Genomic DNA, 24,459 nt, shown 5'->3' with positions numbered 1-24,459 from the left:
TGCGTCCGCCATCCAAGGCGATCCGCCCGCCGCCGGACAGCCCCGGCCCGATGACGGAAGTCTTACGGACCGGCGCGGGCTCCTCCCGATCCCGGCTCCGGTCCGTAGCCTCGCGCCCATGCGTGTACTCGTCACAGGAGGAGCCGGGTTCATCGGCTCGCACATCGTCACCGCGCTCACGGAGGCAGGGCACGAGCCGGTGGTTCTCGACGCTCTGCTGCCCGGTGCCCACCGCGTGGCTCCCGAGGTGCCGGCCGTGGAGTTCCTCCACGCGGACGTGAGGGATCCGTCGGCGGTCGGCGCCGCCCTGCGGGGTGTCGACGCGGTGTGCCACCAGGCCGCCATGGTCGGTCTCGGCAAGGACTTCGCGGACGCCCCGGAGTACGTGGGCTGCAACGACCTCGGCACGGCCGTCCTGCTCGCCGCCATGGCGGAGGCCGACGTGCGGCGACTCGTCCTCGCCGGATCGATGGTCGTGTACGGGGAGGGGCGGTACGAGTGCCCCGCGCACGGTGTCGTACGACCGGGAGCCCGCCTCCCCCAGGACCTCGCCGCCGGCCGCTTCGAACCGCGCTGCCCCGTCTGCGGCGCCGCACTCGCTCCCGGCCCGGTCGGCGAGGACGCGCCGGTCGATCCCCGGAACGTGTACGCCACGACGAAGCTCGCCCAGGAGCACCTGGCGGCGGCGTGGGCCCGTGCGGTGAACGGCACGGCGGTCTCGCTGCGCTACCACAACGTGTACGGGCCCGGGATGCCCCGCGACACCCCGTACGCCGGGGTGGCCTCCCTCTTCCGCTCGGCCCTCGCCCGGGGCGAGGCGCCCCGCGTGTTCGAAGACGGCGGCCAGCGGCGGGACTTCGTGCACGTACGGGACGTGGCGGCGGCGAACCTGGTCGCGCTGGAGGCCGCCGACGGTCTGCCGGCCGGTGCGCTCAGCAGGTACAACACCGGCAGCGGCGAACCGCGCACCGTGGGCGACATGGCCCTCGCGCTCGCCCGCGCGTGCGGTGGCCCCGAGCCCGTGATCACGGGCGAGTACCGCCTCGGCGACGTCCGCCACGTCACCGCCGACTCGTCCCGACTGCGCGGGGAGCTGGGCTGGCGGCCCGAGGTCGGCTTCGCCGAGGGCATGAGGGAGTTCGCCCGGGCGGAACAACGGGCCTCGGCGGCCCTCGCCTGACCGGGGTCAGCTCGCCGCCGCCGGCAGGGTGACCTCGAAGCGGCAGCCGCCGGGGACGTTGCGGACCTCGGCGCGGCCCGCGTGGGCCTCCACGATGCCACGGACGATGGCGAGGCCGAGCCCGGCACCGGCCGGCGGGGTGCGGGCCTCGGTCCCGCGCCAGCCGGTGTCGAAGACGCGTGTGAGGTCCTCGTCGGGGATGCCGCCGCAGCCGTCGGTGACGGACAGGACGACGGCGTCCTCGCGGCGTTCGGCCGCGACCGCGACGGTCCCGTCGGCCGGCGTGTGACGGATCGCGTTGACGAGGAGGTTCGCGAGGACCCGGGTCATCTCCTTGCCGTCCACCTCGACGGGCACGGCCGCCACCCCCTCTCCCACGAGCCGTACCCTGTGCTCGCGGGCCAGCGGGTCGGCGCCGCTCAGGGCATCGCCCACCAGGTCGTACACGGACATGCGGCTCGGGCTGAGGACCAGGGCGCCGGCGTGGATGCGGGAGAGCTCGAAGAGGTCGGTGACCATGGCGGTCAGGCGTTCGACCTCGGTGCGGATCTGCCGGTGATAGCGGGCGGGGTCGTCGGCCATGCCGTCCTCCAGGGCCTCCGCCATGGCTCGCAACCCCGCCAGCGGGGTGCGCAGATCGTGGGAGATCCAGGCGACGAGCTCGCGGCGCGACGCCTCCAGGGAACGCTCGCGCCTGCGGGACGCGTCGAGCTTGGCACTGGTCGCCGCCAGTTCACGGCCGAGCGCGGCGAGTTCGGCGGTGGCGGCGCCGCCGGGAGCGGAGAAGCGGCCGCCGTCGCCGAAGTCGCGTGCGGCGCGGGCGAGGGCCCGGCTGCGGGCCACCACCCAGCGGCCCAGGACGAGGGCGGTGCCGAGGGAGACGAGGGCCGCCATGGCGACGACGACGGTCACCACCCACAGGTCGTGCGCGGACAGGAACATCGCCTGCGCGACGGCGAGCGTCCCCGCGAGCATCGCCGTCACCGTGACGGCCGCGACCACCGTCAAGGAGACCGCGACCGAACGGTGCCGTACGAGACGGAGGACGATCGCTCCGGCGAGACCGGCGCAGACGGCTCCCGCCAGGGCGAAACCGGCGATCAGCAGGACGTCCCTCATGTCACTCCCCGTCCTTCCGGGGCTCGAAGCGGTATCCGACGCCCCATACGGTCCGGATGAGCCGGGGCCGCGCCGGATCGTCCTCGATCTTGGCGCGCAGGCGCCGCACATGGACCGTGACCGTGGACAGGTCGCCGAAGTCCCAGCCCCAGACCCGCCGCATCAGCTCCTCCCTGGTGTGCGCGGCGCCGGGCCGCTCCAGGAAGTACGCGAGGAGGTCGAACTCCCGGAGCGTGAGGGCGAGCTCGCGACCGGCACGGGTGGCCCGCCGGGTGACCGGGTCGACGGTGAGGTCCGCGTCGCGCAGGACCGTCCGGACGGCCGTCGGCCCGGCTCCGCGGCTGCGGCGCAGCACGGACTCGACGCGCAGCACGAGTTCGCGCGGGCTGAACGGCTTCGTGACGTAGTCGTCCGCGCCCACCTCCAGTCCCGTGATCCGGTCCTCCTCGTCGCCCCGCGCGGTCAGCATGATCACCGGCACCGGCCCGGCCTCCCGCAGCCGCCGGCACACCTCCAGACCGTCCAGACCGGGCAGCATCAGGTCGAGCACGACGAGGTCCGGCCGCCGCTCCCCGGCCCGCAGCAGGGCGTCGGGACCGTCGGCCGCGTGCTCCACGGCGAAGCCGGACCTGCCGAGGTATCCGGTCACCACCTCGGCGACGGTCGGATCGTCGTCCACCACCAGGATCCTGGCCGGGGGCGGCGGGACGCTGTGCTCGCTCATGCCGCACAGCGTCGCATCCGTCCGCCGGACGGTCACGGCCACCCGGGCGTACGAGGGAGGACGTTCGCGTTTCGTAAGGAGTGGAACGGCCCCGGGAGGCCCCGCGGTTCCTACGGTGAGGCATGTGACACCCATGACCGTAGATGTCGTCCTTCCCTGCCTCGACGAGGCGGATGCCCTGCCCTGGGTCCTGGCACGCGTTCCGGCCGGATGGCGGGCGATCGTCGTCGACAACGGCTCCTCCGACGGATCGGCGACCGTCGCCGCCGCGCTCGGCGCCACCGTCGTGCACGAGCCCCGTCGCGGCTTCGGCGCCGCCTGCCACGCCGGGCTGCTCGCCTCCGACGCCGAGTTCGTCTGTTTCTGCGACTGTGACGCCTCCCTGGACCCCGGCCTGTTGCCGGGCCTCGTCGGTGCGGTGGCCGACGGCTCCGCCGATCTCCTGCTGGGCCGTCGGCGCCCCACGGAGCGCGGCGCGTGGCCGGCCCACGCGAGGGCCGGCAACCTCGCCCTGTCCTGGCTGCTGCGCCGGCGCACCGGCCTGCGGCTGCACGATCTCGGCCCCCTGCGGGCGGCCCGCCGCGAGGCGCTGCTCGGCCTCGGTCTCGACGACCGGCGCAGCGGCTACCCGCTGCAGATGGTCGTGCGGGCGGCCGACGCCGGCTGGCGGGTGCGCGAGGTCGACGTCCCGTACCTGCCCCGGACGGGCCGGTCGAAGGTCACGGGCACGTGGAAGGGCACGTGGCAGGCGGTCCACGACATGCGCAGGGTGCTGGACGAACCGGCGCCGGCGGGCGGTGGCCGCCCGTGACCACCCTCCTCGTCATCGCCAAGGAGCCCCGGCCCGGCCGCGTGAAGACCCGGCTCACTCCCCCGTTCACCCCCGAGGAGGCGGCCGCGCTCGCCGAGGCCGCCCTCGCCGACACGCTCTCGGCCGCAGGGCGCGTCCCCGCGGACCGGCACGTCCTCGTGCTCGACGGGCGGCCGGGCCCGTGGCTGCCGCCGGGCTTCGAGGTCGTCCCCCAGGCGAGCGGCGGGCTCGACGTGCGCCTGGCGGCCGCGTTCGCCGGCTGCCCGGGGCCGGCCCTGCTCATCGGCATGGACACCCCGCACGTCACACCGGAGCTGCTGGCCCCCGCCCTGCGCTGGGACGCGTACGACGCCTGGTTCGGCTCCGCCGCCGACGGGGGCTTCTGGGCCCTCGGCCTCGCTCGTCCCGCCCCTTCCCTCCTGCTCGGCGTCCCCATGTCCACGCCTGACACCGGCGCCGTCCAGTACGCCCGGCTGCGGGCGGCCGGGCTGCGCGTGGGAGAGCTGCCCGTCCTGCGGGACGTGGACACCGCGTCGGACGCCCGGCAGGTGGCGGCCGCCGCGCCCGGGAGCCGCTTCGCCGCCCGGTACGCCGAACTGACCTCCACGACCACGGGAGCGGGCCGTTGACCACGACCACGGCATGGCGGGCCGACCCGTACGACTGCGCCCTGCGCACCGGCAGGGGCCCGCTCTTCCTGCGCCGGCACGACGGCTGGCTCCTGCCCCTGGAGATCGAGCGCTGGTGCACGGCACCCGACAGCGCCGACCGCTCCGTGCTCGACCGCTGTCGTGGCACCGTCCTCGACATCGGCTGCGGACCGGGCCGGCTCGTCGCCGCGCTGGCCGCCGAGGGCCGGCGCGCCCTGGGCGTCGACATCAGCCCCGAGGCCGTCGCCCGCACCCTGCGGCTGGGCGGGTCGGCCCTGTGCCGGTCGGTCTTCGAACCGCTGCCCGCCGAGGGGCGCTGGGACACTGCGCTGCTGATCGACGGCAACACAGGGATCGGAGGGGACCCGACCGCGCTGCTCCGCCGGCTCCGCCGGGTCGTGTCGCCTTCCGGGCGCGTCATCGCGGAATGCGCGCCCGTGGACGTCGACGAGTGCTGCGAGGTACGGGTGGAGGACGGCCGGGGCGGACACGGGGCGCCGTTCCCCTGGGCGCGGGCCGGCAGCCGCGCCCTGGCGGTGCACGCGAGACGTGCTGGCTGGGAGGTCTCCGAGCAGTGGACCCTGGAGGGGCGTACGTTCCTGTCGCTCGCCCCTCAGCCGTCCGCCGCCGCCCGCCCCTGACGGCGTTCCCGCCACCGCTGTACGGCGATCAGCAGGCCCGTCACCACGGTCACGGCCACCAGGACGATCGCGAGATTCCGCCCGTACGGGAGGGGCAGCGCCGAGGGGTTGGGCGGTGCCCCGGGCCGTACGAGGAGAGGGAGCGTCACCAGGACCACGCTGCCCGCGACCAGCAACGCCCCGCGCAGCAGGCCCCGTCGGCGCCGTCCCGCGAGCAGCAGCCCCACGGTCAGGACGAGCGGGGCGAGGATCCCGTCGTGCAGGACGAGGGCGCCCGCCAGCCACACGAACACACCGAGCGGATCGGGCTGGTCCACCACCAGCCACGCTCCGAGCCCCACGAGGGCGACACCCGACACCCCGAGTCCGTACCGCAGCACGCTCACCGTCCTCACAGCACCTCCAGCCTGTGCACCCACTTGGTCTGCAGGACCCCGGGGCGGCCGGGGGCGATGATCCGCGCCGGGAAGCCGTGATCGAGCGTGAGGGGCTGCCCGTCGAGGGTGAGGGCGAGGAGGGTGAGCGGATCGTCCGCGTACTCCGCGCCCATCTCCATGACCCGGTAGGCACCTCTCACCTCCAGCGACGTCACCCGCACGGCGTCCCGGCCCGGCCGTCCGCCGGCCCGCCCGATCAGGTCCCGGAGGCGTACCCCGCCCCAGTCGGCGTCGACGCTCCAGCCTTCGACACAGGCGATCGGCAGCCGGGCTCCGGCCCGGGGCATCGCTCTCAGGGCGGCGAGATCGAGGACGTACGGGCGGGGTCCCACGACCTCCAGACGCCAGCCCGCCGGTCCGGGCGCCGTCACGCCGGCCGCGGCGGCCGTCCGGTTCACGGGCAGCCCCTGCGGGCCGTGGTCGGGGTGCCGGGGCGCGAGCAGGTCGAGCGCCGCGAGGGGTGTGAAGGACTGGCCGACGGTCGTCAGCGTCACCACGCCGACGGCGGTGCCGGTGGCGAGGAGCAGCGAGCGGCGGTCGACGGCGTCCCGCGCCGGCAGGGTTCCGGTCCCCGCCGAGCGCCGGCCCCAGTGGTCCCTGATCTCGGGGGCCTTGACGGCGATGTGCAGCAGGATCGATCCGGTCGCCACCCAGGCGACGGCGAAGTGGACGGGGACGAAGGAGAACGGCCACGGATACCACTCGACGATGTTGAGGAGTCCCGTCAGGACCTCGAAGACGGCCGAGGCCACGAGGACCGCGACGGACAGCCGCTCCAGGGCGTGCCGCACGGACCGCACCGGCGGCCACACGAACAACCGGGGGTACACCGCCCACAGTTTGACGAGGAGCAGCACGATCGCCGCCAGCCCCGTGGCGACGTGGAGGCCCTGGGTGAAGGCGTACCCCCACACCGGCCGGGCGGGCAGACGGTCGGCGAGCCAGTCCGGCGGCCGCTGGAGGTAGTGGCTGACGAGGCCGGTGACGAGGCAGACGCCGAAGGCCGCGCCGAGCCACCGGCCGACGGCCGTCGCGGTCCTGGCGTCGTGGAGGGGCCCGGTGAACGTGGGCGGCCGAACGGGCGGGGGCCGGAACGCGGGGCGGGGCAGCCGGGGCATGCGGAACGTCATGCCGTCCATGACACCGCCGCGAGCGGCGGCGTGGACGGTCCGACACCTTACGAAACCCGAACGCCCCGCCGGGTCTGCTCCACCGCTGCCGTGCGCACTGCCAGTCTGCGCCCATGACCCGCGACCGCCGTCTCCCGCTTCCCGTCGTCGTCACCACGCTTCTGCTGTCGCTCCTGACCGCATCGCTGGTGCTGCTGCTCCGCGCGGGCGCGCACGGGACCGGTTTCCCGGCCGGGTACACGGGTGCGTGGGCGGTGTTCGCGGCGGCCGCGGCCGCCCTGCGTCGCGTCCCCCGCCGGCACGTCGTCCCGCTCGTCCTCGCCGGGGCGGTCGCGGTGACGGCGACGGGCCTGGTGGCGGCCCCGCGGACGAGCACGGACTCCTACCGGTACGCGTGGGACGGCCGGGTCCAGGCGTCCGGCGTCTCGCCGTACGACCACGCGCCCGCGGACCCGGCGCTCGCCGGACTCCGGGACGACTGGCTCTTCCCGAGCGCCGCGGTGTGCGGGCGGGACGGCGCCGCCCTCGCGCCGATCGGCGACGGCCGGTGCACCCGGATCAACAGGCCCGCCGTCCACACGATCTACCCTCCGGTGGCCGAGGGCTGGTTCCTCCTCGTCCAGGCCCTGTCACCGGACGGGGTCCGCCACAAGGGGCTTCAGGCGGGGGCGGCGCTCCTCGCCCTGACCGTCAGCGGCCTCCTGCTCGGCGTTCTGCGCCGGCGCGGGGATCCGCGCCGGGCCGCCCTGTGGGCGTGGTGCCCGGCGGTCCCCGTCGAGGCGGTGAACAACGCCCACGTCGACGTCCTGGCGGTGCTCCTGTCGGTCGGCGCGCTCGCTCTGGTGGCACGCCGCCGCCACGTCACGGGCGGGGTGCTGCTCGGTCTGGCCGTCGCCGCGAAGCTGCTGCCCGCCGTGCTCCTGCCCGGCGCGCTGTCCGGAATCCGGCGGCCCCGTACGGTCGCGGCCGTGGCGCTGACGGCCGCGGCGACGGTGGCGCTGACGTACCTGCCGTACGTACTCCTCTCCGACGGTTCGGTCCTGGGCTACCTGAGCGGATACGCCCGGGAGGAGGGTTACGACGACGCGGGCGCGGGCGGCCGCTACGCCCTGCTCCGCCTCGTGCTGCCCGACGCGTGGGCACTGCCCGCGGCGCTGCTCGGCACCGCGGCGGTGTCGGCGGCGGTGTGGTGGCGCGGCGATCCCGAACGTCCGTGGCACGGCGCCCTGTCGACCGCGGGCACGACGTTCCTCCTGCTGACGCCCGGCTACTCCTGGTACGCCCTGCTGCTCGTCGCCCTCGTCGCCCTGGACGGCCGCTGGGAGTGGCTCGGCGTCGCCCTGGCCGGCGCGGTGGCGTACCTCGCCGGCCCGGTCACCGGCACCGTGGGGGTGACCGCCGCGTACGGGGCGGCGGGGGGCGTGGTCTGCGCGATGTGGTGGACGCGGCGACGGAGCGGAGGGCGAACCTCCGACGGACCCTCCGCGCCTGCTTCGTCTCCCGCCCTCTCGGCGCCGCGACGGCGGGTCGGCCCCTGACCACCACCCGGGGGGCGGGCCGGCGGCGAAGGCCCGCCCCGCCTCGGCCCGGCCCGGCGGAGAAGGCCCCGGGTCAGCGGTGCGCGGGGTTCCCGCGCGGGGCTATCCGGGCGTTGGGGAGGGCCGGGGCGGGGAGGCGGTCGCCGGGGTAGCCCTCGACCTCGCCGAAGCGGTCGGAGGCCTTCTCCCACTCCTCGCGGGCCTCGACGATGTCCTCGTGGCTGCGGCCGATGAAGTTCCACCACATGACGATCTCCTCCTCGAACGGCGTTCCGCCGAGGAGGACCGCGCGGGCGGGGGTGTCCGACTCGTTCGTCAGGGTGAGCGTCCCGGCCCCGGTGGGGGCGTAACCCAGTTCGGCCGGGTGCAGAAGCGTCTCACCCATGCGGATCTCCCCGGCGTCGACGAGCAGGCCGTGCTCGAAGGCGGGGTCGACGGGGAGGGTGACGGTCGCGCCCGGGTCGAGGAGGAGTTCGGCGCCGAGCAGCGGGGTGAAGGTCCGCACCGGGGAGGTCGAGCCGGCGAGCGACCCGAGGAAGACCCTGATGTCCGCGCCGTCGACGCGGACCGTCCCGGGGGCGTGGTGCTGGAAGTCCCGGGCGGTGTTCCGGTGTTCCTCGGGGAGGGCCACCCACAGCTGGACGCCGTGCAGGACGGTGGTGCGCGGGGTGGAGACCTCGGTGTGGCTGATGCCGTGCCCGCCGGTCATGAGGTTCAGCTCCCCCGGCCGTACGTACGCGTGGCTGCCGAGGCTGTCGCGGTGCTCGATCTCGCCGCTGAACAGCCAGCTCACGGTCTGCAGTCCGATGTGCGGGTGCGGGGCGACGTCCATGCCGCCGGACTCGGCGACGTCGTCGGGGCCGTAGTGGTCGGCGAAGCACCAGGCGCCGATCAGCGTCCGCGCGCGCTGCGGGAGCGTGCGCCGCACGGTCATCGCCCGGGGTCCGCCCAGCGGGACGTCCCGTGCGGTCAGGACCTCGATCTCCGCGATACTCATGCCGACCCCTCCATGGATAGTTCCATTTTCAACAATCATGGACGATGATAGCCCCTGCGACGGTGACACGCACCGTTCGCGGACGAGGCCGGCACGGCCCGGAAGGAGCGTACGGTGAGCGACACGGCAGGAGCCCCGGCGGACGGACGGATCTACGTCGACAAGCAGAGCCCCAAGGCCTACCACGCGCTGGTCCAGACGGCGGACGCCGTGCGCGCGACCGCCGCCGAGGCGGGGCTCGACCGCATCCTGGTGGAGCTGGTCAACCTCCGCGTCTCCCAGCTCAACGGCTGCGCGTACTGCCTCGACGTGCACACCAGGGCCGCCCTGCGCGCCGGCGAGACGACCCGCCGCCTGGGGGTCCTCCCCGCCTGGCGCGACACCGAGCTCTTCACCGACCGGGAGCGCGCCGCCCTGGCCCTCGCGGAGGCCACCACCGACCCCTCCGACGCCCTCGCCCGGGAACGCGCCTACGACAGCGCCCGCCGGGTGCTGAGCGACGAGGAGATCTCGGCGGTGATCTGGGTCGCGATCACGATCAACGCCTTCAACCGGGTCTCGATCCTGAGCGGGCACCCCGTACGGGAGACCCCTGCCAGGCCCTGACCCGGGGACGGCGAAGGCCCGGTGCCGTCGGGGCACCGGGCCTTCGGAGGGTTCGGTCGGGTCGGCCGGTCAGGCGGAGACGGGGAGCAGCCCGGCCACCGGGGCCGCCTGATCGGTGAGCTGGTGCAGCTGCCCCAGCCCGTTGAGCCGGTCGAGGCCGTTGTTCAGCTGCCCGGCGATGCCCGGGAACCGCCCGCGGGACTCCTCGGGGATGCCGGTCATGGTGAGTTCGTCGAGCTCGCTGATCGGGTTGATCTTGGGGCCCAGCGGCCCGGTGGCGTCGGCGGCGGTCGCGGCGGACGCCGCGGAGGCGCCGAGGCACGAGAAGGCGGCGGCGACGGCGAGGATCGAGGAGATGCGTCGTGTTGAGGTCACACCCTCACAACGGACCGGCCCGCCGCCGGTCACGGCCCGCCTCCCGCTCTCACCGTTCCCGCCGTCCTCACCGCCCGAACGGGGGTCCCGCCTCGCCGGGGCTCAAGGGGCCGTGCGGACGGGGAAGCTGAAGGTGTGTCCGTTCTCCTTGAGCCACGGCAGCACCTGCCGCAGGGCCGCGACGGTCTGGCCGCGGTCGCCGCCGCCGTCGTGGAAGAGGATCGTCGGCCCGTTCGACAGCTCGTTCTTGACGGTGTCGACGATCGAGGCCGTGCCCGGCTGCTCGAAGTCCTTCGTGTCCACGTTCCAGCCGAGCGGCCGCATCCCCGCGGCGGCGGCGAGCCGCCGGCTGTCCGGGGTGAACGCCCCGCCCGGCGCCCGGTAGTACTCGACCTCCGCTCCCCCGGCCGCGTCCTCGATCATCTTCTTCGCGTCGAAGATCTGCTGCTTCTGGTACGCGACGGACTTCTTGTCCATCGTCGTGTCGTGGGACACGGTGTGGTCGCAGAGCTTGTGGCCCTCCGCCACGACCCTCTTGACGAGGTCGGGGTGGTCCTTGGCCATCGGACCGACCATGCAGAACACGGCCTTGACGCCGTTCTCCTTGAGGATGTCCAGCATCTGCGGCGTCCAGCGCGGGTCGGGCCCGTCGTCGATGGTGATGTTCACCGCCGAGCCGCCCGCCTCGGCCGCGTGCGCGATGCTCTCGGGCACCTTCTGCGGCCGCACGCGCTCCGGCTGTCCGGGCTTCCCGGCGGGCCCCTGCGAGGACGGCGCCTTCCCCATCCCCGCAGCGGTCTCGTTGTCCATCAGCGCCGCGGCACCCCACACCGCCAGGCTCAGCCCCACCGCCGAAGCCACCACGGCTATGTGCGCGGTGTACTTGCCCTGCCCCATGGATTCCCCCACTCCCCGTGTTCCGATCATCTCCCTGGTGAGAGGACGGTAAGGGGAGCCACAAGGTTTCACCGAATCCCGACCAACTGACGGGACGCGCGGGCGGCCGGACCGCGCGGGGGCGCTGACCGCCGCTCAGCTCGCGGCGAGCGGAAGGTGGTAGAGCGCGAACGCCCGGCCGATGACGGGCTGGGCCACGTTGCGCACGCGTACCCCGCCGGCCGTCATGCCGTGTTCGGTGCCGAGATGGGCGTGGCCGTGCACCGCGAGGTCGGCGCCGGCCTCGTCGATGGCCTCGGCGAGGAGGTAGCTGCCCAGGAAGGGGTAGATCTCGATCGGTTCGCCGGCGAGCGTGTCGGGGACGGGCGCGAAGTGGGTGAGGGCGATCCTGGCCGCGCAGCCGTCGGCCGACATGTCGGCCAGCGCCCGGTACAGGCCCTCGGCGCTGCGGCGGGCGGTGCGGACGAAGTCCTTCATCTCCCGCTCGCCGAACTCCCCGGCGCTGCGGCCCGCGAAGCCCCCGCAGAAGCCCTTCGCCCCGGCGACGCCGACCTTGCGGCCCGCCACGGGCAGGACCACCCGGTCCCCCTCCAGGACCGTGACCCCGGCCTCGGTGAGGACCCGGGTGACCTCGGCCTCCCGCTCCGAGTGGTAGTCGTGGTTGCCGAGCACGGCGACCACGGGGACGCCGAGGTCGCGCACCTCCTCCGCGACGACCTCCGCCTCCGGGACGGTGCCGTGCCGGGTGAGGTCGCCGGCGAGGAGGAGCACGTCCGCGCAGTCCGGCAGGGTCTCGAAGGAGGGGCGCAGCAGGCCCCGGCAGTCCGGGCTCAGGTGGATGTCGCCCACGGCGGCCACCCGGGCGACGGCTCCGTTCCGCTCGGCGCCGGGGGTCACGACAGTTCCTCGGGACGGTCGGGCGGGTCGGTGCGGGCGACCAGGAGGTCCGCGTGGACGGGGATGCCGGCCAGTTCGGTGCCGGCGAGGCGGAGGATCTCGTCGCGGCGGTCGGCCGAGGGGAGGGTGCCCGTCAGGAGGATGCTCGCGCCGCGCACCTCGACGCGGACGCCGAGTTCGGCCACGTCCTCGCGGGCGAGGCGCTCCCTGAAGCGGGCGATCCGGTACTCGCTCTCGCCGCCGTTCACCGCGGCCCTCCTTCCCGGGTCCGTGCCAGCGCCCTGCGTCGCAGCCGGTAGGGGGTGACGTACCAGCAGATCGCGAACCACAGCATCACGGCGCCGACGACGATCCCGGCGGCCAGGGCGCCGCCGAGGACCACGTTCAGGATGAGCATGAGGGTGCAGGCGACGGTCAGGGCGAGGAGGACCATGCCGCAGACCATGAGCCGCCCGGCGGCGATCACCACCTCCTCCTTCAGCCGCAGTCCGGAGAGACAGCGGTGGAGGGAGACCGGGGCGATCAGGGCGGCGGTCGAGGAGGCGGCGAGGATGATGGTGACGACGTACAGCCCGTGGTCGAAGCCGCCCAGTTCGCGGAAGCGGGCCGTGAAGGCGAGGCTGAGCAGGAAGCCGAACAGGATCTGCACGCCGGTCTGGGCGACCCGCGTCTCCTGGAGGACCTCCTGCCACCGTCTGTTGACCCGCTCCCGGGCGCCCTCCGGACGTCTGTTGATCGGTTCCCCGACGTCTTCCGGGCGTCTGCCGACCGGCTTCCCGCCGCCCTCCGGCGGACGTGACACCTGGGGCCGGCGCGCCGTCTCCTCCTCCACGACGCGCCACTCGGCCTCCGTCAGGCGTCTCGTCACGGTCATGACGTCCTCCTCGGCTCGGCACGTCCGCCCCGCTCTGCGAGGTGCGGTGCCCGGAGCACGGCCGCGCAAACCTTCCGGTCAGACGGGCCGGAGGGCGATCCGGAAGCCGCTGCGCGGCGCGGTGGGGACCCGCCGCAGGGGGATCCGCAGGTCCTGCGGGGGCACCGTCCACTCCTGCCGGGCGAGGGCGCCCGAGAGGGCCGCGAGGACGGCGACGGTGATGTCCTCGCCGGGGCAGCGATGGCCGGTACGGACGTCGCCGCCGCCCTGCGGGATCAGGACGTCCGGGTCCGGGGGCCGGGAGAGGAAGCGCTCGGGGTCGAAGCGGTACGGGCCCGGCCAGAGGGCCGGGTCGTGGTTCTGGCCGTACACGTCGAGCAGGACGAGCGCGCCCTCCGGGATCCGCTCCCCGTGCCACTCCAGGTCGCGGGCGGCGAGGCCGCCGACGAACGGCACGAAGGGGTAGAAGCGGCGGACCTCGTGGGCGAAGGCCGTCGCGTAGGCGCCGGAGCCGTCCTCGCGGAGGCGCTCCCGGGTCCCGGGCCACCGGTGCAGCGCGTGGCCGGCGAACGCCACGAACCAGGCGACGGCGATCGCCGGGCGGGCGATGTTCAGGAGCTCCACGGCGGCGGTGTGGAGGTCGAGCGGAGCCCCGTCGGCCCCGCGGTGGCGGACGACGGCCCCGAACGGCGTGTCCTCGGCGGACATCACGGTCGCCCGCGCCTTCCCGACCGCGTCCGCGAGGAACTCCTCCTGCCGGGCCCGGGCGCGGCGGGCCCGCAGGTGGCGCGGGCCGGGGGTGGCGAAGCCGTCGACCATGGCGACGCAGTCCCGCGCCAGGCCGCGGACCTGGGTGTCGTCGTACGGCAGCCCGGCCCAGTCGCGGACGGCCCGCGCGAGCACGAGCGCCGCCTCGTCGAAGAGCACCGCCTCGCGCCGGGCGGGGGCGGCGAACGCCGTCCGCCAGGCGGCCCCGGCGTGTTCGACGAGGGAGGCGACGGCCGCCGGGTCGGTCAGCCGGGCGACGAAGAGCGCCTTGCGGGCGCGGTGCTCGGCGCCGTCCAGGGTGTGGACGGCGCCCCGGCCGAAGAGCGTGTCGAGCACCGGTCCCGGCAGGGCGCCGGTGCGGCGCACATGGCTCTCGTCGTAGAAGAAGCGCACCGCCCCGGGCCCGTGCAGGGCGACGGCGGGCCGGCCGAGCAGCCGGGTCCGGACGGCCTCGCCGTCCCCCGCCCGGCGGCGCGCGTCGGGCAGCCAGGCGTACCCCTGGAGCAGCAGGGCGGCGGTGCGGTCCTCCGTCAGGTCCTCGATCAGTCGGATCATGCCTCGTCCGGTACCCCCGTCGGCGCGGGGGCACGCGCGCGTACGGCCGAGTGGCGGCACGCGCGCGTACGGGCACGGGTACGGACGGTACGAGTGCGGGACGGGTGCGGATGCCGGTACCGGTACGGACGGGTGCGGGTGCGGGCGCGCGGGAGGTTCAGCCGCCCAGGGAGCGGGTGGCCGGGCCCTGGAGGAGCGTGCCGTCGGAGGCGAAGCGCGAGCCGTGACACGGGCACTCCCAGGTCTGCCCGGCCTCGTCGAAGCCGAGTTCGCAGCCCATGTGCGTGCAGCGCCGGCCGGTCCGCAGGCCGCTCGCGTAGCTGCGGGCCACGCCGGCCTGCCGGCGGACGACCTCGGGGAGTTCGCGGGTGGGCAGTCGGCGGCGCGGGTCGAAGAGCTCCGTCCAGGGCGGGCGCGGACCGCCCGTCAGGTGCGCGGCGAGGAGCCGGCCCGCGGCGACGCCGTTGCCGAGGCCCCAGCCGCCGAATCCGGTGGCGACGTACACGTGCTGGGTGTCGGGGTGCTCGTGGCCGACGCACGGCAGTCCGTCGGTGGTGTGGACGTCCTGGGCCGACCACCGGCGGACCCTCGGCGCCTCGGCGAAGCCCGGCAGCCGGGCGCGCGCCCAGGCCTCCAGTCGCTCGTACCGACCGGTCACGCGCCCGGCCCCGGGGGTGAAGGGTTCGCCCGCGACGATCAGCAGCCGCCGCCCCTCGCCGAGCGGGGCGGTCCGCACCGACCGCGTGCCGTGCTCGTCGGTCAGGTACATGCCGTACGGCGCGTGGCGTTCCGCCACGGGGGCCGCGACGACCAGCTCGCGGCGGACGGAGAGCCGGATGAGGAGGGTGGTGTGGCAGCGCAGCGGGAAATGGGTGGCGAGGACGACGTCCCGGGCGTGGACCGTGCCGCCGCCCTCCAGGGCGAGCCGGCAGTCGGCGCCCTCCCGCAGGCCGGTGACCCGGGTGCCCTCGTGGAGACGGCCGCCGAGCGCGACCAGGTCGTCCGCCAGGGCCAGCAGGAAGCGGCGGGGGTGGAACTGCACCTGGTCCTCGACCCGGACGGCCGCGGCGACCGGGTACGGCAGGTCCGTGCCGGTCACCGCCGTGGCCCGCAGGCCCGCCCCGGCGGCGGCCGCCGCCTCCGCCCGGACGGTCCCGGCGCGCGCCTCGTCGAGGGTGTACGTGTACGCGGGCCGGTGCTCGATCTCCGCGTCGACCCCCCGCTCCCCGCAGAAGCGCAGCACCTGCCGCAGGGCGTCCTCCTGGGCCTCGGCGTACGCCGAGGCCGCCGCCTCCCCCCGGCCCGCGCGCAGGCGCTCGTAGCACAGCCCGTGCAGGGAGGTCAGCTTGCCGGTGGTGTGTCCGGTGACCCCGGCCGCGATCCGGTCCGCTTCGAGGACGACGACCTCGCGCCCGGCGCGGGCCAGCTCGCGGGCGGTGCACAGCCCGGCGACCCCGTCCCCCACCACGACCACGTCGGCCGCGAGGTCGCCCTCCAGGGGAGGCCGGGCGGCGGCGGGCGGCGCCGACTCCATCCAGTACGAGCTCGCGGACATGATGGCTCCTCTCGGCCGCCGGCCCGTGGGGCGACTACCCGGGGCCGGCGCCCGCAGTCGGACCGTCCGACCGGCAGGACGTTCTTTCCGGCGGCACAGTGGAGGGGTGCGACTCAGGACGAGCGATCCGGACCGGCCGGGCTGGTGGCGGGTCCGCCACGGCCGGGGTTTCCGCTACCTGGACGCCGGTGGCGCGCCCCTGGGCGCGGAGGACCGGGCCAGGATCGTCGCGCTCGTCATCCCTCCGGCGTGGCGGGACGTCTGGATCTGCCCCTGGCCCAACGGGCACATCCAGGCCATCGGCACGGACGCGGCGGGCCGTCGGCAGTACCTGTACCACCAGGAGTTCCGGCGCCGGCAGGAGGAGGCGAAGCACGCGCACGTGCGCCGGGTCGCCCGCAGCCTCCCCCGGCTGCGCCGGGCCGTCGCCCGCGATCTGGAGCGGCGCGGCCTGTGCCGGGACCGGGTGCTGGCCTGCGCGGTGCGCCTCCTCGACCTCGGCTTCTTCCGCATCGGGGGCGAGCGGTACCGGCGGGACAACTCCTCGTACGGACTCACGACCCTGCTCCGCGAGCACGCGCGCTGCGCGGGCGGGGAGGTCTGCCTCGGCTATCCGGCGAAGTCGGGCCGCCGGCAGACCCGGGCCCTCGTGGACGAGCCGGCGTACGAGGTCGTCCGCGCGCTGCTGCGGCGGCGGGGCGGGGGCGACCGGCTGTTCGCGTACTGGGAGGGGCGGGCTTGGCACGAGGTCCACGCGGAGGACCTCAACGCCTATCTGCGGAAGCACTCCGGGAGCGACATCACCGCCAAGGACTTCCGGACCTGGCACGCCACGGTCCTCGCCGCCGTCGCGCTCGCCGTCTCGGCACCGGTGGCCGACGACTCGCGCACGGCGCGGGCGAAGGCGGAACGACGGGCGGTCCTGGAGGTCAGCGGCTACCTCGGCAACACGCCTGCCGTCTGCCGCGCCTCGTACATCGACCCGCTCGTCGTCGAACGCTTCGAGGAGGGCGTCACCATCGCCCCGTCGCTGGGCCGCCTGGGCGAAGACGGCGGCTTCGGCCACCCGGCCACACGCGGCGCGGTGGAACGGGCGGTTCTGCGCCTGGTCGAGTGAGGGCCCTGTCCGCCGGGACGGCGTTCGCCGGGCCGAGCGGGAGGCAGGCCCGGCGGGCCGTGCGGGGCGAAGCCCGCCGGGGCGTGCGGGGGCGGCGCCGTCCGCTCTGCCGTCGGGGGCGGCGGCGCCTTCCGTGCCGGAGGTCAGGTGCTCCAGCGCAGGACCGCGCCGAGGCCGCCGGCCGGGCCCTTCACCTCCTCCGGGACGACGAGGACCTCCGAGTCCGCGGCCACGCAGGCGCGCAGCAGCGCGTCGTCGGCGCGTGCCTCCTTCGGTCGGCGGAAGCCCCAGTTCCTGGCCTCGGTACGGCCCAGGGCGATGTCGTACGCGCCGGGGCCGACCCAGACCGAACGGCCCGCGTCGGCGGCGTCGAGCCCGAGCAGCAGGGTGGCGACCCGGTGCTCGCGCACGGCCTCCAGCACCGCCGGAACCCCTTCGGCGGCCGGACCGGGAGCGGCGTCCACGGATCCCGCGCGGTGCTCGCCGGGACGGCCCCGTGCCCTGCGGAAATCGTCGAGGGCGCTGCGGATCCGTTCCCGCGCGTGCCGTGCACGCGCCTCCTCGATCTCCCGGTCGAGGGACTCGGCGGACGCGCCGGGCGCCCGGCTGCCGTGTTCCACCTCGACGGTGTTGTTCCGCAGGTGCTGGGGGAGCCGGTCGCGTACCGCCTTCCGCTCGCGGGCGTCCCCGGCCAGGACCAGCAGGGAGCCGTTCGGCGGGCAGCGCCGGGCGAGTTCGGCGGCGATGATGTCGGCCGTCTCCTCCCAGGCGTTCTCGACCTTGTTGTTGTAGTGCCATTCGTACCGGTCGGCGGGGAGGCCGCGGTGGCCGCGGCCCTGCCACGTCTTCCCCTCCGTGTGGCCCATGTCCTGCACCCCGAGGGGGCCGCGCAGTTCGAGGTCGGCGCCGGTGCGGTCGATGAGGGCCACGTGGCAGACCGGTTCGTCGCCCCGCAGGCGCAGGAGCGGCGCGATGTGCGGGAGGTTCGACCACGTCGCCTCGACGCCGGGCGGAGCCGTCGCCAGGGGGAGGTCGAGCACGACCTCCCCGGCCTCGGCGAAGAGGGCCCGGCCGGGGGGTGCTCCGGAGACCGGCTCGTCGCGGAGCCGTTCGGCGACCGCGCGGACGGTGGCCGGATCCGCCCCCTCGTCGACGAGCTGCCGGGCGACGGCGCGGTCACGCAGCTTCTGGATCTGCGTCGCGTCCTCGGTCTCCCGGCTCGTCTCGACGAAGACGGAGGCCCAGGGGCCGGGGCGTTCCAGGAGCGGTTTGAGGAAGTCGAGGTCCATGGTGTCCCCCAGGGGGTGGGAAGCGGTCACGGGAGGCGGTCAGGTGTCGCTGCTCCGTTCCCGGCCCTGCTCGGGCTCGTCGACGGGCGGCTCGGGGTCGTGCCACTCCTCCACGCGGGTGGGGCGGCCGGACCTGACCTGGCCCTCGACCTCCTTCTTGCGCTCGTCGTCGAGGCGGGGGCCGGACTTGTTGCTGCCACGGTCGGGGGTGTTCATGAGTGCTCCTCCAGGAGGGGAGGGGTGGGTCGTACGGCTCCTCTGCGGCGGCTGCCCATCGCCTCGACGGGCAAACGGCGCGGTGGGGGCGGCGGGCGGGCCGGGCGACGGCCCGCCCGGGGCGGTCACGTCCCGTCGTCCGGGCGGCGCTCGCCTTCGGCCTGGGACGGGGTGGTCTGTCCCCGCACGTCGTCCATGTCCTGCCGTCCCCGCGCGTGGCGGGACCGGTCCCCGCCGGGCCGCTCCGACGGCGGGTGCACCGGGTCGTCGGCGGGATGCTCCTTCAGGTCTTCCTCGCTCAGGCGCGCGTCCACGGGCTCGTTCGCCCGCTCGTTCCTACGCTCGTTCATCGACTTCCTCCTCGGTCCTCTCCGGCTCGGTCTCCACGTGGACCGCGGCCTCCTCCGCGGGTACGGCGCCCTCGGCGGCGGGCGGCCGCGCCTCGGGCACCTCCTGGGCCAGCCGTTCGTCGAGCGGTTCGCCCTCCTGCTGCTCCCGCTGGGTGGTGCCGTACCGGTCGACGCCCCTGGGGCGGTCCGGAGGGGAGTGGTCGGGGGCGTCCGGGTCGTCGAGCGGGTCCGTGACGATCGCGTTCTCGGGGTCGAGTTCGCCGCTGGGGCGGTTGCCCGCGTCGGAGTGGGCGGGCTGGTAGACGTCGTCGCCGCGGGCCGCCTGCGGGTCGGGCTCGTTGCGGGCCATGGACGGTTCCTTTCGGGTGGCTCGTATCGGTCGGGTCGGGCCGGGTGGGTCGGGCCGGGTGGGGTGGGTCGGGTGGGGTGGGTCGGGTGGGGTGGGTGGGGTGGGTCGGGTGGGGTGGGTCGGGTGGGTCAGGCGTGCCGGGCCGGCCGGTGCGGCTCAGCGGGCCGCGAGGACGATCGCGTACACGAGGAAGAACAGGGCGCACGCGATGACCAGCACCCACACGACGAGGAGCGGGCCCGTGGCCCAGCCGCGCTTGGGCGGCCGGTAGGGGCCGGTGCCCGTGCCCGTCCCGGACTCGGCCGGCGGCGTCTCGCCCGTGGGGACTCCCCCGCCGGCCTCGACGCCCGGGGTGCGGCGGGGGTCCGGGTCCGGGTTGCTCGGTCCGGTCATGGTGTTCATCTCCCTACGGCCCGCCGGCGCCCGAGGGGGCGCCGTCGGCCGGGACGGTCTTGAAGGGGCTGGTGTCGAGGTGGGCGAGGAGGTCGGCCGGGTCGGCGTACACGGCGGCGGCGCCCGCCTCGGTGAGGTCGGCGCGGGGGATGCCGCCGCACAGCAGGCCGGCGCTCACCACTCCGGCACGGCGGGCGGCCTTCATGTCCCAGACGCTGTCGCCGACGAAGACGGCCCGGTCGGCGGGGACGCCGACGAGCGAGAGGGCGTGTTCGATCGGGTCGGGGGCGGGTTTGCCCTCCTCGACGTCGTCGGAGGTGGCGGTGTCCGCGAGGGCCTCGTCGGCGTCGACGGCGCGGCGCAGGGCGCTCAGTTCCCGGTCCTTGGCCGAGGTCACGAGGACGACCTTCCATCCGTCGCCCGCGAGGGCGCGGAGCAGGTCGCCGGCCTTGTCGAAGGCCTGGAGCCGCTCGAAGAAGGTGGCGTAGAGGGTGTCGTGGGCGGTGCTGAGCCGGTCGTCGTCCGACGGGTCGCGGGAACGGCCGAGCAGGTGCTCGATGAGCTGCTCGCCGGGCAGTCCGATCGCCCGGTGCACGGCGTGCGTCGGCACCTGGTGGCCGCCCTGCCGGAACGCCTCCCACCAGGCCACCACGTGCAGGTGGTTGGTGTCCACGAGGGTTCCGTCGATGTCGAAGAGCGCGGCGCGGTCCATGGGGGCTCCCTACAGGTCGCGGAGGGCGGGCAGCAGCGTCGACTCCGCCCAGCGGAGGAAGGGCAGTTGCTGGTCGCCGCCGATCTGGACGAGGGCGAGGTCGGTGAACCCGGCCTCGGCGTAGGCGCGGGCCGCCTCCACGACGGCGTCCACGTCGTCCCCGCAGGGGATGCTCTTCGCCACGTCCTCCGGGCGGGTGTGCTGGGAGGCCTGTGCGAAGCCCGCCGGCAGGGGGAGTTCGGCGTTGAGGCGCCAGCCGCCCAGCATCCAGCGGAACTGCTCGTGGGCGCGGGCGATGGCCGCGTCGCGGTCGGGGTCGTAGGAGACGGGGAGCTGGCCCAGGCGGGGCTTTCCGGCGCCGCCCTCGGCGTCGAAGGCGTCGAGGAGTTCGCGTTTCGGCTCCGTGGCGACCACCAGGTCGGCGTGGCGTCCGGCGAGCGCGCAGGAGCGCGGCCCGGAGACGGCGATGCCGATGGGCGGGGGCGTGGGCGGGACGTCCCAGAGCTTGGCGCCGTCGACCTGGAAGTGGCGGCCGTGACGGGTCACGTACTCCCCGTCGAACAGGTCGCGGATGATCTCCACCGCCTCCTCCAGCATCTCGAGTCGTACGCGCGCCGACGGCCAACCCCTGCCGACGATGTGCTCGTTGAGGTTCTCGCCCGAGCCGAGGCCCAGCCGGAAGCGGCCCTCGGACAGGAGTTGCAGGGTGGCGGCCTTCTGCGCGATCACCGCGGGGTGGTAGCGGAAGGTCGGGCAGGTCACCAGGGTCATGAGCGGGATGTCGGAGGTCGCCTGCGCCGCCGCGCCCAGCACGCTCCACGCGTACGGGGCGTGGCCCTGCTCGGCCAGCCAGGGGAAGGAGTGGTCCGAGATCACGGAGAACTCGAATCCGGCCCGTTCCGCCTCGACCACGTGCCCGACCAGCTCACGGGGGCCTGCCTGCTCGGTCATCATCGTGTATCCGATACGCATCATGTCCGGCGACTTGCCGCGACCACGGGGTCCGAAACGACGCGGAACGGGAAAGGACCGGCTCCGGGGAGCCGGCCCTTTCCACCGCGGGGCGGGAGGGGGTCGTCAGCGCGCGCCCGGCTCGTCGTCCGGCGGCAGCGACCAGGACTCCGTCTCCCGGGCGGGGCGCGTCCGTCCGGGCGTCTCCACCGGCCCGGGCGGCTCCTTCATCGCGTCCGGTCCCTTCTGGGGGGACTCCATGGAGGGGTCGGTCCCCATGGACCGGTCGCCCATGGACGGGTCAGTGCCCATGGATCGGTCGGACCCCATGGACGGGTCGGATCCCATGGACCGGTCTCCCATGGGCCGTTCCGTTCCCATGGGCCCGGTGCCCGTGGCCGGCGCGGTGCCAGCGTCCTCGGGGCGGATCCGGCCGCGCCAGCCGCCGGTCGCGTCCCCGTGTTCCTCGATGAAGCCCTTGAACCGCTTGAGGTCGCCCTTGACCCGGCGGTCGAGCACGCCCATAGCGTCGGCGGCCTTCTCCGCCATGCCCTCGGGCTCCACGTCCATCGCGAGCCGTACCCGGGTGTGCGCCTCGTCCAGCGGCTGGAAGCTGACGACGCCCATCTGCCGGACGTCGCCTCCCATGGTGCGCCAGGCGATGCGCTGGTCCGGGAGCTGGTCGACGATCTCGGTGTCGAACTCCCGCCTGACGCCGGCGATCTTGGTCTGCCAGTGACAGTGCCGGTCGTCGATCTGCCGGACGTCCTCGACGCCCTCCATGAAGCGCGGGAACTCCTCGAACTGCGTCCACTGGTCGTACACGTTCCGCAGCGGAACGTCCACGTCGATGGTCTGTTCGACCTTGCTCATGCTGCGGCCTCCTTCACGTCGTCACGGCATTGCGCACCGGGCCCCGGAGCCGCCCCTCAGTGGGCGGCGGCCCCGAACTCGGCGTGCTGGGTACGGAGGGCGAAATCGGGCTCCGCCCGGGGCGGCCGGCCCAGGAAGCGGCGCCGCACCTCGGCGTGCGCCTCTTTCATCAGCGACCGGAACTCCTCGTCGCTGAGTCCTCGGCCCCGAGCCGTCCCTCTGCCCTCGACGTCCCCTCTCATGGGGTCCGCCTCCTTCCGGTCGTACCCCCTCACTCCGCGACTGCCCGATGTCGCGGAGCCGAATCAGCCGGACCCCGACGGCCGGCCCCGCGGCGCGGGCGACCTGCGGCGACGTGGGGCTCAGAGGGAGTCCGCGGCGGTACGGAGGTCGGCGACCAGCCCCGCGTACATCTCCTGCCGGTCCGGTGCGCGCAGTACGGCCGAGGGGTGCACGGTCGCGAGGACCCGGGTGCCGTCCTCCGCGTCGGGCAGCGGTCTCGGCACGCCCCGGTCGGTGCCGACCCGGAAGGAGGGCCCGAGCAGGGCCCGTCCGGCGGTTGCCCCCAGGGCCACGACCAGCTCGGGCGAGACGAGCCGGAGTTCGGCCATGAGCCAGGGCCGGCAGGCGCGGGCCTCGCGCACGGTGGGCGTCTTGTGGACACGGCGGCCCCGGGCCTCGTCGCGGGCGAACTTGAAGTGCTTGACCGCGTTGGTGACGTACAGGTCCTCCTCGTCGATGCCCGCCTCCTCCAGGGCGCGGTGGAGCAGCCGCCCGGCGGGTCCCACGAAGGGGGCGCCCTCGCGGTCCTCCTGGTCGCCGGGCTGCTCGCCGACCAGCATCAGCCGGGCGTGCGGGGCGCCCCGGCCGAAGACCGTGCCGGTCGCGTCGCGGTGGAGGGGGCAGCCCCGGCACTCCGCGGCCGCCTCGCGGTGCGCCGGGAGTCCGCCGCGGCTCGGCAGATAGGGCGTGGCGTCGTACGCCTCGGGGGCGGTCCCCCGGTCGCCGGTACCGGCCATCGCGCACCTCCCGGCAGCGGGTCCGTCCGGCCGGTGCCGGAACGCGCCGCTGACGCGCGGGCGTGTGCCCGCGGGGCGCCGCGCGGAAACGGCCCGCGCGAACGGTTCGACGCCGGGACGGCCGCGCGCGGAAACGGCCACGGCCCCGCTCCGGAGCCGCCGCGCCCGGGCGGACGGCCGTGCGCGACGGGCGGCTGCCCGGGCGGGCGGCCGTGCGCGACGGGCGGCTGCCCGGGCGGGCGGCCGCGGGGCGGGGCCGTGGCATGGCGGGCCCGGGGGCGGGTAGTCGCGCGCCGAGGCGAGGAGGAGCCCGAGATGAAGATCCTGACGATGGGTGTCGAGGAAGAGTTCGTCTTGGTCGACCGGACGACCCGGGCCCCGGTCAACCGGGCGCCGGAGGTCATCCGCCGGGCGAGCCGGGTCCTCGGCGAGCAGGTGCAGACCGAGTTCTTCAACGCGCAGATCGAGATCTGCACACAGGCCACGGCGAGCCGGCGGGACCTGCGCGACGAGCTCTCCCGGCTGCGGGCGACGGTGGGCGCGGCCGCGCGCGAGGAGCACTGCATGCCGGTCGCCTGCGGCACTCCCGTACTGCCGCCCGAGGAACCGCTGACGGTGACCGACACCGAGCGGTACCGGCTGATGGCCAGCCGCTTCGCCTCGCTGGTCACCCGCGCGGACGGCGTCGCGCGCGACGACGGGCTCGTCTGCGGCTGCCACGTCCACATCGGGACGCTGGACCGCGAGCACGCCCTCGCGCTCGCCCAGCACATGCGGCCGTGGCTGCCCGTCCTCCAGGCGCTGGCGGGGAACTCGCCCTACGCCGGCCGGCACGACACCGGCTACCAGAGCTGGCGCGCCGTCGAGCACGCGAGGTGGCCGACCGTCGGCCCGACGCCGGTCCTCGACGAGCCCCAGTACCTCGCCCACGTCGCCCGTCTGGTCAGGGACGGCACGCTCCTCGACAACCGCATGGTGTACTGGCACGCCCGGCCCTCGGAGCACGTGCCGACCCTGGAGATCCGGGTCGCCGACGCCAACGCGGAACTCGACACGGTGGTGCTGCTCGCGATCCTGGTCCGCGGTCTCGCCGCCACCCTGCTGCCCCGCGTCGAGGCGGGCGTCCCCGCGCCCGTGGTCCCCGGTCCGAGCCTGCTCAGGGCCCACCGGCTCGCCGCCTCCCAGGGCCTCGCGGGCACCGGTCTCGATCCGGTCGACGGCCGGGAGCGGCCCGCCGCGAGGCTCCTCGACGCCCTGATCGCCCTCGCCCGGCCGGGCCTCGACGCCACCGGCGACACCGACTGGGTGGACGCCCAGTGGGAGCGGATCCGCGCGGACGGCGGCGGCGCCGCCCGTCAGCGCGATGTCTTTCGACGACACGGCCGGTTCAGCGCGGTGGTCGACGCGCTGGCCGCCGCCACGATGAGGAGCTGATT

General features: G+C 75.2%; 29 protein-coding genes and 1 pseudogene. 8 read left to right on the top strand and 22 right to left on the bottom strand.

What is annotated here, in order from left to right; all coding sequences use genetic code 11:
* Nucleotides 1-118 precede the first annotated feature (118 nt).
* Nucleotides 119-1,180, top strand: coding sequence for an NAD-dependent epimerase/dehydratase family protein (locus ACIGW4_RS13660; RefSeq protein ID WP_399580325.1), 1,062 nt, complete (start codon nucleotides 119-121; stop codon nucleotides 1,178-1,180).
* 6 nt (nucleotides 1,181-1,186) lie between these two features.
* Here the strand turns inward: ACIGW4_RS13660 and ACIGW4_RS13655 are convergent, their stop codons facing one another.
* Nucleotides 1,187-2,299, bottom strand: a complete 1,113-nt coding sequence (locus ACIGW4_RS13655) for a sensor histidine kinase KdpD (RefSeq protein ID WP_123456452.1) — start codon at nucleotides 2,297-2,299, stop codon at nucleotides 1,187-1,189.
* A 1-nt stretch (nucleotide 2,300) separates the two neighbouring features.
* Complete coding sequence (locus tag ACIGW4_RS13650) at nucleotides 2,301-3,023, bottom strand: response regulator transcription factor (protein ID WP_398709219.1); 723 nt, start codon at nucleotides 3,021-3,023, stop codon at nucleotides 2,301-2,303.
* A 133-nt stretch (nucleotides 3,024-3,156) separates the two neighbouring features.
* Between ACIGW4_RS13650 and ACIGW4_RS13645 the strand changes: the two genes are divergently transcribed.
* From ACIGW4_RS13645 to ACIGW4_RS13635, 3 genes are read left to right on the top strand one after another with little or no spacing between them, the layout of a single operon-like run.
* On the top strand, nucleotides 3,157-3,834 hold the full coding sequence (locus tag ACIGW4_RS13645) for a glycosyltransferase family 2 protein (RefSeq protein WP_123456451.1): 678 nt from the start codon (nucleotides 3,157-3,159) through the stop codon (nucleotides 3,832-3,834).
* Nucleotides 3,831-4,463: a DUF2064 domain-containing protein gene (locus tag ACIGW4_RS13640; protein WP_399580321.1), complete on the top strand. Its 633-nt coding sequence runs from the start codon at nucleotides 3,831-3,833 to the stop codon at nucleotides 4,461-4,463. Before ACIGW4_RS13645 ends, ACIGW4_RS13640 begins: the two co-directional genes overlap by 4 nt.
* Entirely contained in the window at nucleotides 4,460-5,125 is a 666-nt protein-coding gene (locus ACIGW4_RS13635) for a class I SAM-dependent methyltransferase (RefSeq protein ID WP_399580319.1), read from the top strand. Before ACIGW4_RS13640 ends, ACIGW4_RS13635 begins: the two co-directional genes overlap by 4 nt.
* Here ACIGW4_RS13635 and ACIGW4_RS13630 read toward each other — a convergent pair.
* Complete coding sequence (locus ACIGW4_RS13630; RefSeq protein WP_399580317.1) at nucleotides 5,098-5,520, bottom strand: hypothetical protein; 423 nt, start codon at nucleotides 5,518-5,520, stop codon at nucleotides 5,098-5,100. The genes ACIGW4_RS13635 and ACIGW4_RS13630 overlap by 28 nt on opposite strands.
* The gene (locus tag ACIGW4_RS13625) at nucleotides 5,517-6,692 is read right to left on the bottom strand and encodes a molybdopterin-dependent oxidoreductase (RefSeq protein ID WP_399580315.1); all 1,176 of its coding nucleotides are present in this window, start codon (nucleotides 6,690-6,692) and stop codon (nucleotides 5,517-5,519) included. Before ACIGW4_RS13625 ends, ACIGW4_RS13630 begins: the two co-directional genes overlap by 4 nt.
* Before the next feature lie 113 nt (nucleotides 6,693-6,805).
* Here ACIGW4_RS13625 and ACIGW4_RS13620 point away from each other — a divergent pair, with 113 nt between their 5' ends.
* Nucleotides 6,806-8,230, top strand: coding sequence for a glycosyltransferase 87 family protein (locus ACIGW4_RS13620; protein WP_399580313.1), 1,425 nt, complete (start codon nucleotides 6,806-6,808; stop codon nucleotides 8,228-8,230).
* A gap of 73 nt (nucleotides 8,231-8,303) precedes the next feature.
* Here the strand turns inward: ACIGW4_RS13620 and ACIGW4_RS13615 are convergent, their stop codons facing one another.
* The gene (locus ACIGW4_RS13615) at nucleotides 8,304-9,227 is read right to left on the bottom strand and encodes a pirin family protein (protein ID WP_399580312.1); all 924 of its coding nucleotides are present in this window, start codon (nucleotides 9,225-9,227) and stop codon (nucleotides 8,304-8,306) included.
* A 114-nt stretch (nucleotides 9,228-9,341) separates the two neighbouring features.
* Between ACIGW4_RS13615 and ACIGW4_RS13610 the strand changes: the two genes are divergently transcribed.
* Nucleotides 9,342-9,833, top strand: coding sequence for a carboxymuconolactone decarboxylase family protein (locus tag ACIGW4_RS13610; protein ID WP_123456446.1), 492 nt, complete (start codon nucleotides 9,342-9,344; stop codon nucleotides 9,831-9,833).
* Between the two features lie 69 nt (nucleotides 9,834-9,902).
* Here the strand turns inward: ACIGW4_RS13610 and ACIGW4_RS13605 are convergent, their stop codons facing one another.
* From ACIGW4_RS13605 to ACIGW4_RS13575, 7 genes are all read right to left on the bottom strand, one after another.
* A complete protein-coding gene (locus ACIGW4_RS13605) occupies nucleotides 9,903-10,208 on the bottom strand; it encodes a hypothetical protein (protein ID WP_123456445.1) in 306 nt (101 codons plus the stop codon).
* Between the two features lie 102 nt (nucleotides 10,209-10,310).
* Nucleotides 10,311-11,105 (bottom strand): polysaccharide deacetylase family protein, encoded by a 795-nt coding sequence (locus ACIGW4_RS13600; protein WP_123456444.1) that lies wholly within the window; start codon nucleotides 11,103-11,105, stop codon nucleotides 10,311-10,313.
* A gap of 135 nt (nucleotides 11,106-11,240) precedes the next feature.
* Nucleotides 11,241-12,002, bottom strand: coding sequence for a metallophosphoesterase (locus tag ACIGW4_RS13595; protein WP_123456443.1), 762 nt, complete (start codon nucleotides 12,000-12,002; stop codon nucleotides 11,241-11,243).
* Nucleotides 11,999-12,250 carry a hypothetical protein gene (locus ACIGW4_RS13590; RefSeq protein ID WP_123456442.1) on the bottom strand — a complete coding sequence of 84 codons (252 nt, stop codon included), beginning with the start codon at nucleotides 12,248-12,250 and terminating at the stop codon, nucleotides 11,999-12,001. The genes ACIGW4_RS13595 and ACIGW4_RS13590 overlap by 4 nt, the downstream gene beginning before the upstream one ends.
* Nucleotides 12,247-12,876: a DUF6328 family protein gene (locus ACIGW4_RS13585; RefSeq protein ID WP_399580309.1), complete on the bottom strand. Its 630-nt coding sequence runs from the start codon at nucleotides 12,874-12,876 to the stop codon at nucleotides 12,247-12,249. Before ACIGW4_RS13585 ends, ACIGW4_RS13590 begins: the two co-directional genes overlap by 4 nt.
* Before the next feature lie 78 nt (nucleotides 12,877-12,954).
* Nucleotides 12,955-14,199, bottom strand: a complete 1,245-nt coding sequence (locus ACIGW4_RS13580; protein ID WP_398709237.1) for a cytochrome P450 — start codon at nucleotides 14,197-14,199, stop codon at nucleotides 12,955-12,957.
* 157 nt (nucleotides 14,200-14,356) lie between these two features.
* On the bottom strand, nucleotides 14,357-15,754 hold the full coding sequence (locus ACIGW4_RS13575) for an FAD-dependent oxidoreductase (RefSeq protein WP_399580308.1): 1,398 nt from the start codon (nucleotides 15,752-15,754) through the stop codon (nucleotides 14,357-14,359).
* Between the two features lie 106 nt (nucleotides 15,755-15,860).
* Between ACIGW4_RS13575 and ACIGW4_RS13570 the strand changes: the two genes are divergently transcribed.
* Nucleotides 15,861-16,871: a DNA topoisomerase IB gene (locus tag ACIGW4_RS13570; protein ID WP_398709239.1), complete on the top strand. Its 1,011-nt coding sequence runs from the start codon at nucleotides 15,861-15,863 to the stop codon at nucleotides 16,869-16,871.
* 143 nt (nucleotides 16,872-17,014) lie between these two features.
* Here ACIGW4_RS13570 and ACIGW4_RS13565 read toward each other — a convergent pair whose 3' ends face one another.
* The 10 genes and pseudogenes from ACIGW4_RS13565 to ACIGW4_RS13520 form a co-directional block, all read right to left on the bottom strand.
* Nucleotides 17,015-18,190 (bottom strand): hypothetical protein, encoded by a 1,176-nt coding sequence (locus ACIGW4_RS13565; RefSeq protein WP_311319321.1) that lies wholly within the window; start codon nucleotides 18,188-18,190, stop codon nucleotides 17,015-17,017.
* A gap of 9 nt (nucleotides 18,191-18,199) precedes the next feature.
* Nucleotides 18,200-18,376, bottom strand: coding sequence for a hypothetical protein (locus tag ACIGW4_RS13560; protein WP_185094695.1), 177 nt, complete (start codon nucleotides 18,374-18,376; stop codon nucleotides 18,200-18,202).
* Between the two features lie 125 nt (nucleotides 18,377-18,501).
* Nucleotides 18,502-18,726, bottom strand: coding sequence for a hypothetical protein (locus ACIGW4_RS13555; protein ID WP_123456438.1), 225 nt, complete (start codon nucleotides 18,724-18,726; stop codon nucleotides 18,502-18,504).
* A complete protein-coding gene (locus tag ACIGW4_RS13550; RefSeq protein WP_398709241.1) occupies nucleotides 18,713-19,075 on the bottom strand; it encodes a hypothetical protein in 363 nt (120 codons plus the stop codon). Before ACIGW4_RS13550 ends, ACIGW4_RS13555 begins: the two co-directional genes overlap by 14 nt.
* Before the next feature lie 156 nt (nucleotides 19,076-19,231).
* Complete coding sequence (locus ACIGW4_RS13545; protein ID WP_398709243.1) at nucleotides 19,232-19,468, bottom strand: DUF6480 family protein; 237 nt, start codon at nucleotides 19,466-19,468, stop codon at nucleotides 19,232-19,234.
* Nucleotides 19,469-19,481: 13 nt separating this feature from the next.
* Nucleotides 19,482-20,180, bottom strand: coding sequence for an HAD family hydrolase (locus tag ACIGW4_RS13540; RefSeq protein WP_398709245.1), 699 nt, complete (start codon nucleotides 20,178-20,180; stop codon nucleotides 19,482-19,484).
* A 9-nt stretch (nucleotides 20,181-20,189) separates the two neighbouring features.
* Nucleotides 20,190-21,155 carry an LLM class F420-dependent oxidoreductase gene (locus ACIGW4_RS13535; protein WP_398709246.1) on the bottom strand — a complete coding sequence of 322 codons (966 nt, stop codon included), beginning with the start codon at nucleotides 21,153-21,155 and terminating at the stop codon, nucleotides 20,190-20,192.
* 390 nt (nucleotides 21,156-21,545) lie between these two features.
* A pseudogene (locus ACIGW4_RS13530) lies at nucleotides 21,546-22,004 on the bottom strand (SRPBCC family protein); the annotation flags it as partial.
* A 56-nt stretch (nucleotides 22,005-22,060) separates the two neighbouring features.
* Nucleotides 22,061-22,246, bottom strand: a complete 186-nt coding sequence (locus ACIGW4_RS13525; protein ID WP_398709248.1) for a hypothetical protein — start codon at nucleotides 22,244-22,246, stop codon at nucleotides 22,061-22,063.
* Between the two features lie 120 nt (nucleotides 22,247-22,366).
* The gene (locus tag ACIGW4_RS13520) at nucleotides 22,367-23,023 is read right to left on the bottom strand and encodes a UdgX family uracil-DNA binding protein (RefSeq protein ID WP_399580302.1); all 657 of its coding nucleotides are present in this window, start codon (nucleotides 23,021-23,023) and stop codon (nucleotides 22,367-22,369) included.
* A 315-nt stretch (nucleotides 23,024-23,338) separates the two neighbouring features.
* On the opposite strand from ACIGW4_RS13520, the gene ACIGW4_RS13515 reads away from it, so the two are divergent.
* Nucleotides 23,339-24,457, top strand: coding sequence for a glutamate--cysteine ligase (locus ACIGW4_RS13515; RefSeq protein ID WP_399580299.1), 1,119 nt, complete (start codon nucleotides 23,339-23,341; stop codon nucleotides 24,455-24,457).
* Nucleotides 24,458-24,459: the final 2 nt, after the last annotated feature.

The organism is Streptomyces sp. NPDC053513 (assembly GCF_044544765.1).
Lineage (GTDB): Bacteria > Actinomycetota > Actinomycetes > Streptomycetales > Streptomycetaceae > Streptomyces > Streptomyces litmocidini.
Note: the sequence above shows the minus strand (reverse complement) of the source record. Positions and strands in the feature narration are given on the sequence as shown.

Coding starts and splice junctions, on each gene's coding strand:
- ACIGW4_RS13545 (WP_398709243.1), bottom strand. CDS start 19,468: ATGACCGGACCGAGCAACCCGGACCCGGACCCCCGCCGCACCCCGGGC.
- ACIGW4_RS13620 (WP_399580313.1), top strand. CDS start 6,806: ATGACCCGCGACCGCCGTCTCCCGCTTCCCGTCGTCGTCACCACGCTT.
- ACIGW4_RS13580 (WP_398709237.1), bottom strand. CDS start 14,199: ATGATCCGACTGATCGAGGACCTGACGGAGGACCGCACCGCCGCCCTG.
- ACIGW4_RS13585 (WP_399580309.1), bottom strand. CDS start 12,876: ATGACCGTGACGAGACGCCTGACGGAGGCCGAGTGGCGCGTCGTGGAG.
- ACIGW4_RS13655 (WP_123456452.1), bottom strand. CDS start 2,299: ATGAGGGACGTCCTGCTGATCGCCGGTTTCGCCCTGGCGGGAGCCGTC.
- ACIGW4_RS13540 (WP_398709245.1), bottom strand. CDS start 20,180: ATGGACCGCGCCGCGCTCTTCGACATCGACGGAACCCTCGTGGACACC.
- ACIGW4_RS13555 (WP_123456438.1), bottom strand. CDS start 18,726: ATGAACGAGCGTAGGAACGAGCGGGCGAACGAGCCCGTGGACGCGCGC.
- ACIGW4_RS13645 (WP_123456451.1), top strand. CDS start 3,157: ATGACCGTAGATGTCGTCCTTCCCTGCCTCGACGAGGCGGATGCCCTG.
- ACIGW4_RS13660 (WP_399580325.1), top strand. CDS start 119: ATGCGTGTACTCGTCACAGGAGGAGCCGGGTTCATCGGCTCGCACATC.
- ACIGW4_RS13515 (WP_399580299.1), top strand. CDS start 23,339: ATGAAGATCCTGACGATGGGTGTCGAGGAAGAGTTCGTCTTGGTCGAC.
- ACIGW4_RS13600 (WP_123456444.1), bottom strand. CDS start 11,105: ATGGGGCAGGGCAAGTACACCGCGCACATAGCCGTGGTGGCTTCGGCG.
- ACIGW4_RS13650 (WP_398709219.1), bottom strand. CDS start 3,023: ATGAGCGAGCACAGCGTCCCGCCGCCCCCGGCCAGGATCCTGGTGGTG.
- ACIGW4_RS13525 (WP_398709248.1), bottom strand. CDS start 22,246: ATGAGAGGGGACGTCGAGGGCAGAGGGACGGCTCGGGGCCGAGGACTC.
- ACIGW4_RS13520 (WP_399580302.1), bottom strand. CDS start 23,023: ATGGCCGGTACCGGCGACCGGGGGACCGCCCCCGAGGCGTACGACGCC.
- ACIGW4_RS13615 (WP_399580312.1), bottom strand. CDS start 9,227: ATGAGTATCGCGGAGATCGAGGTCCTGACCGCACGGGACGTCCCGCTG.
- ACIGW4_RS13625 (WP_399580315.1), bottom strand. CDS start 6,692: ATGACGTTCCGCATGCCCCGGCTGCCCCGCCCCGCGTTCCGGCCCCCG.
- ACIGW4_RS13575 (WP_399580308.1), bottom strand. CDS start 15,754: ATGTCCGCGAGCTCGTACTGGATGGAGTCGGCGCCGCCCGCCGCCGCC.
- ACIGW4_RS13535 (WP_398709246.1), bottom strand. CDS start 21,155: ATGATGCGTATCGGATACACGATGATGACCGAGCAGGCAGGCCCCCGT.
- ACIGW4_RS13560 (WP_185094695.1), bottom strand. CDS start 18,376: ATGAACACCCCCGACCGTGGCAGCAACAAGTCCGGCCCCCGCCTCGAC.
- ACIGW4_RS13550 (WP_398709241.1), bottom strand. CDS start 19,075: ATGGCCCGCAACGAGCCCGACCCGCAGGCGGCCCGCGGCGACGACGTC.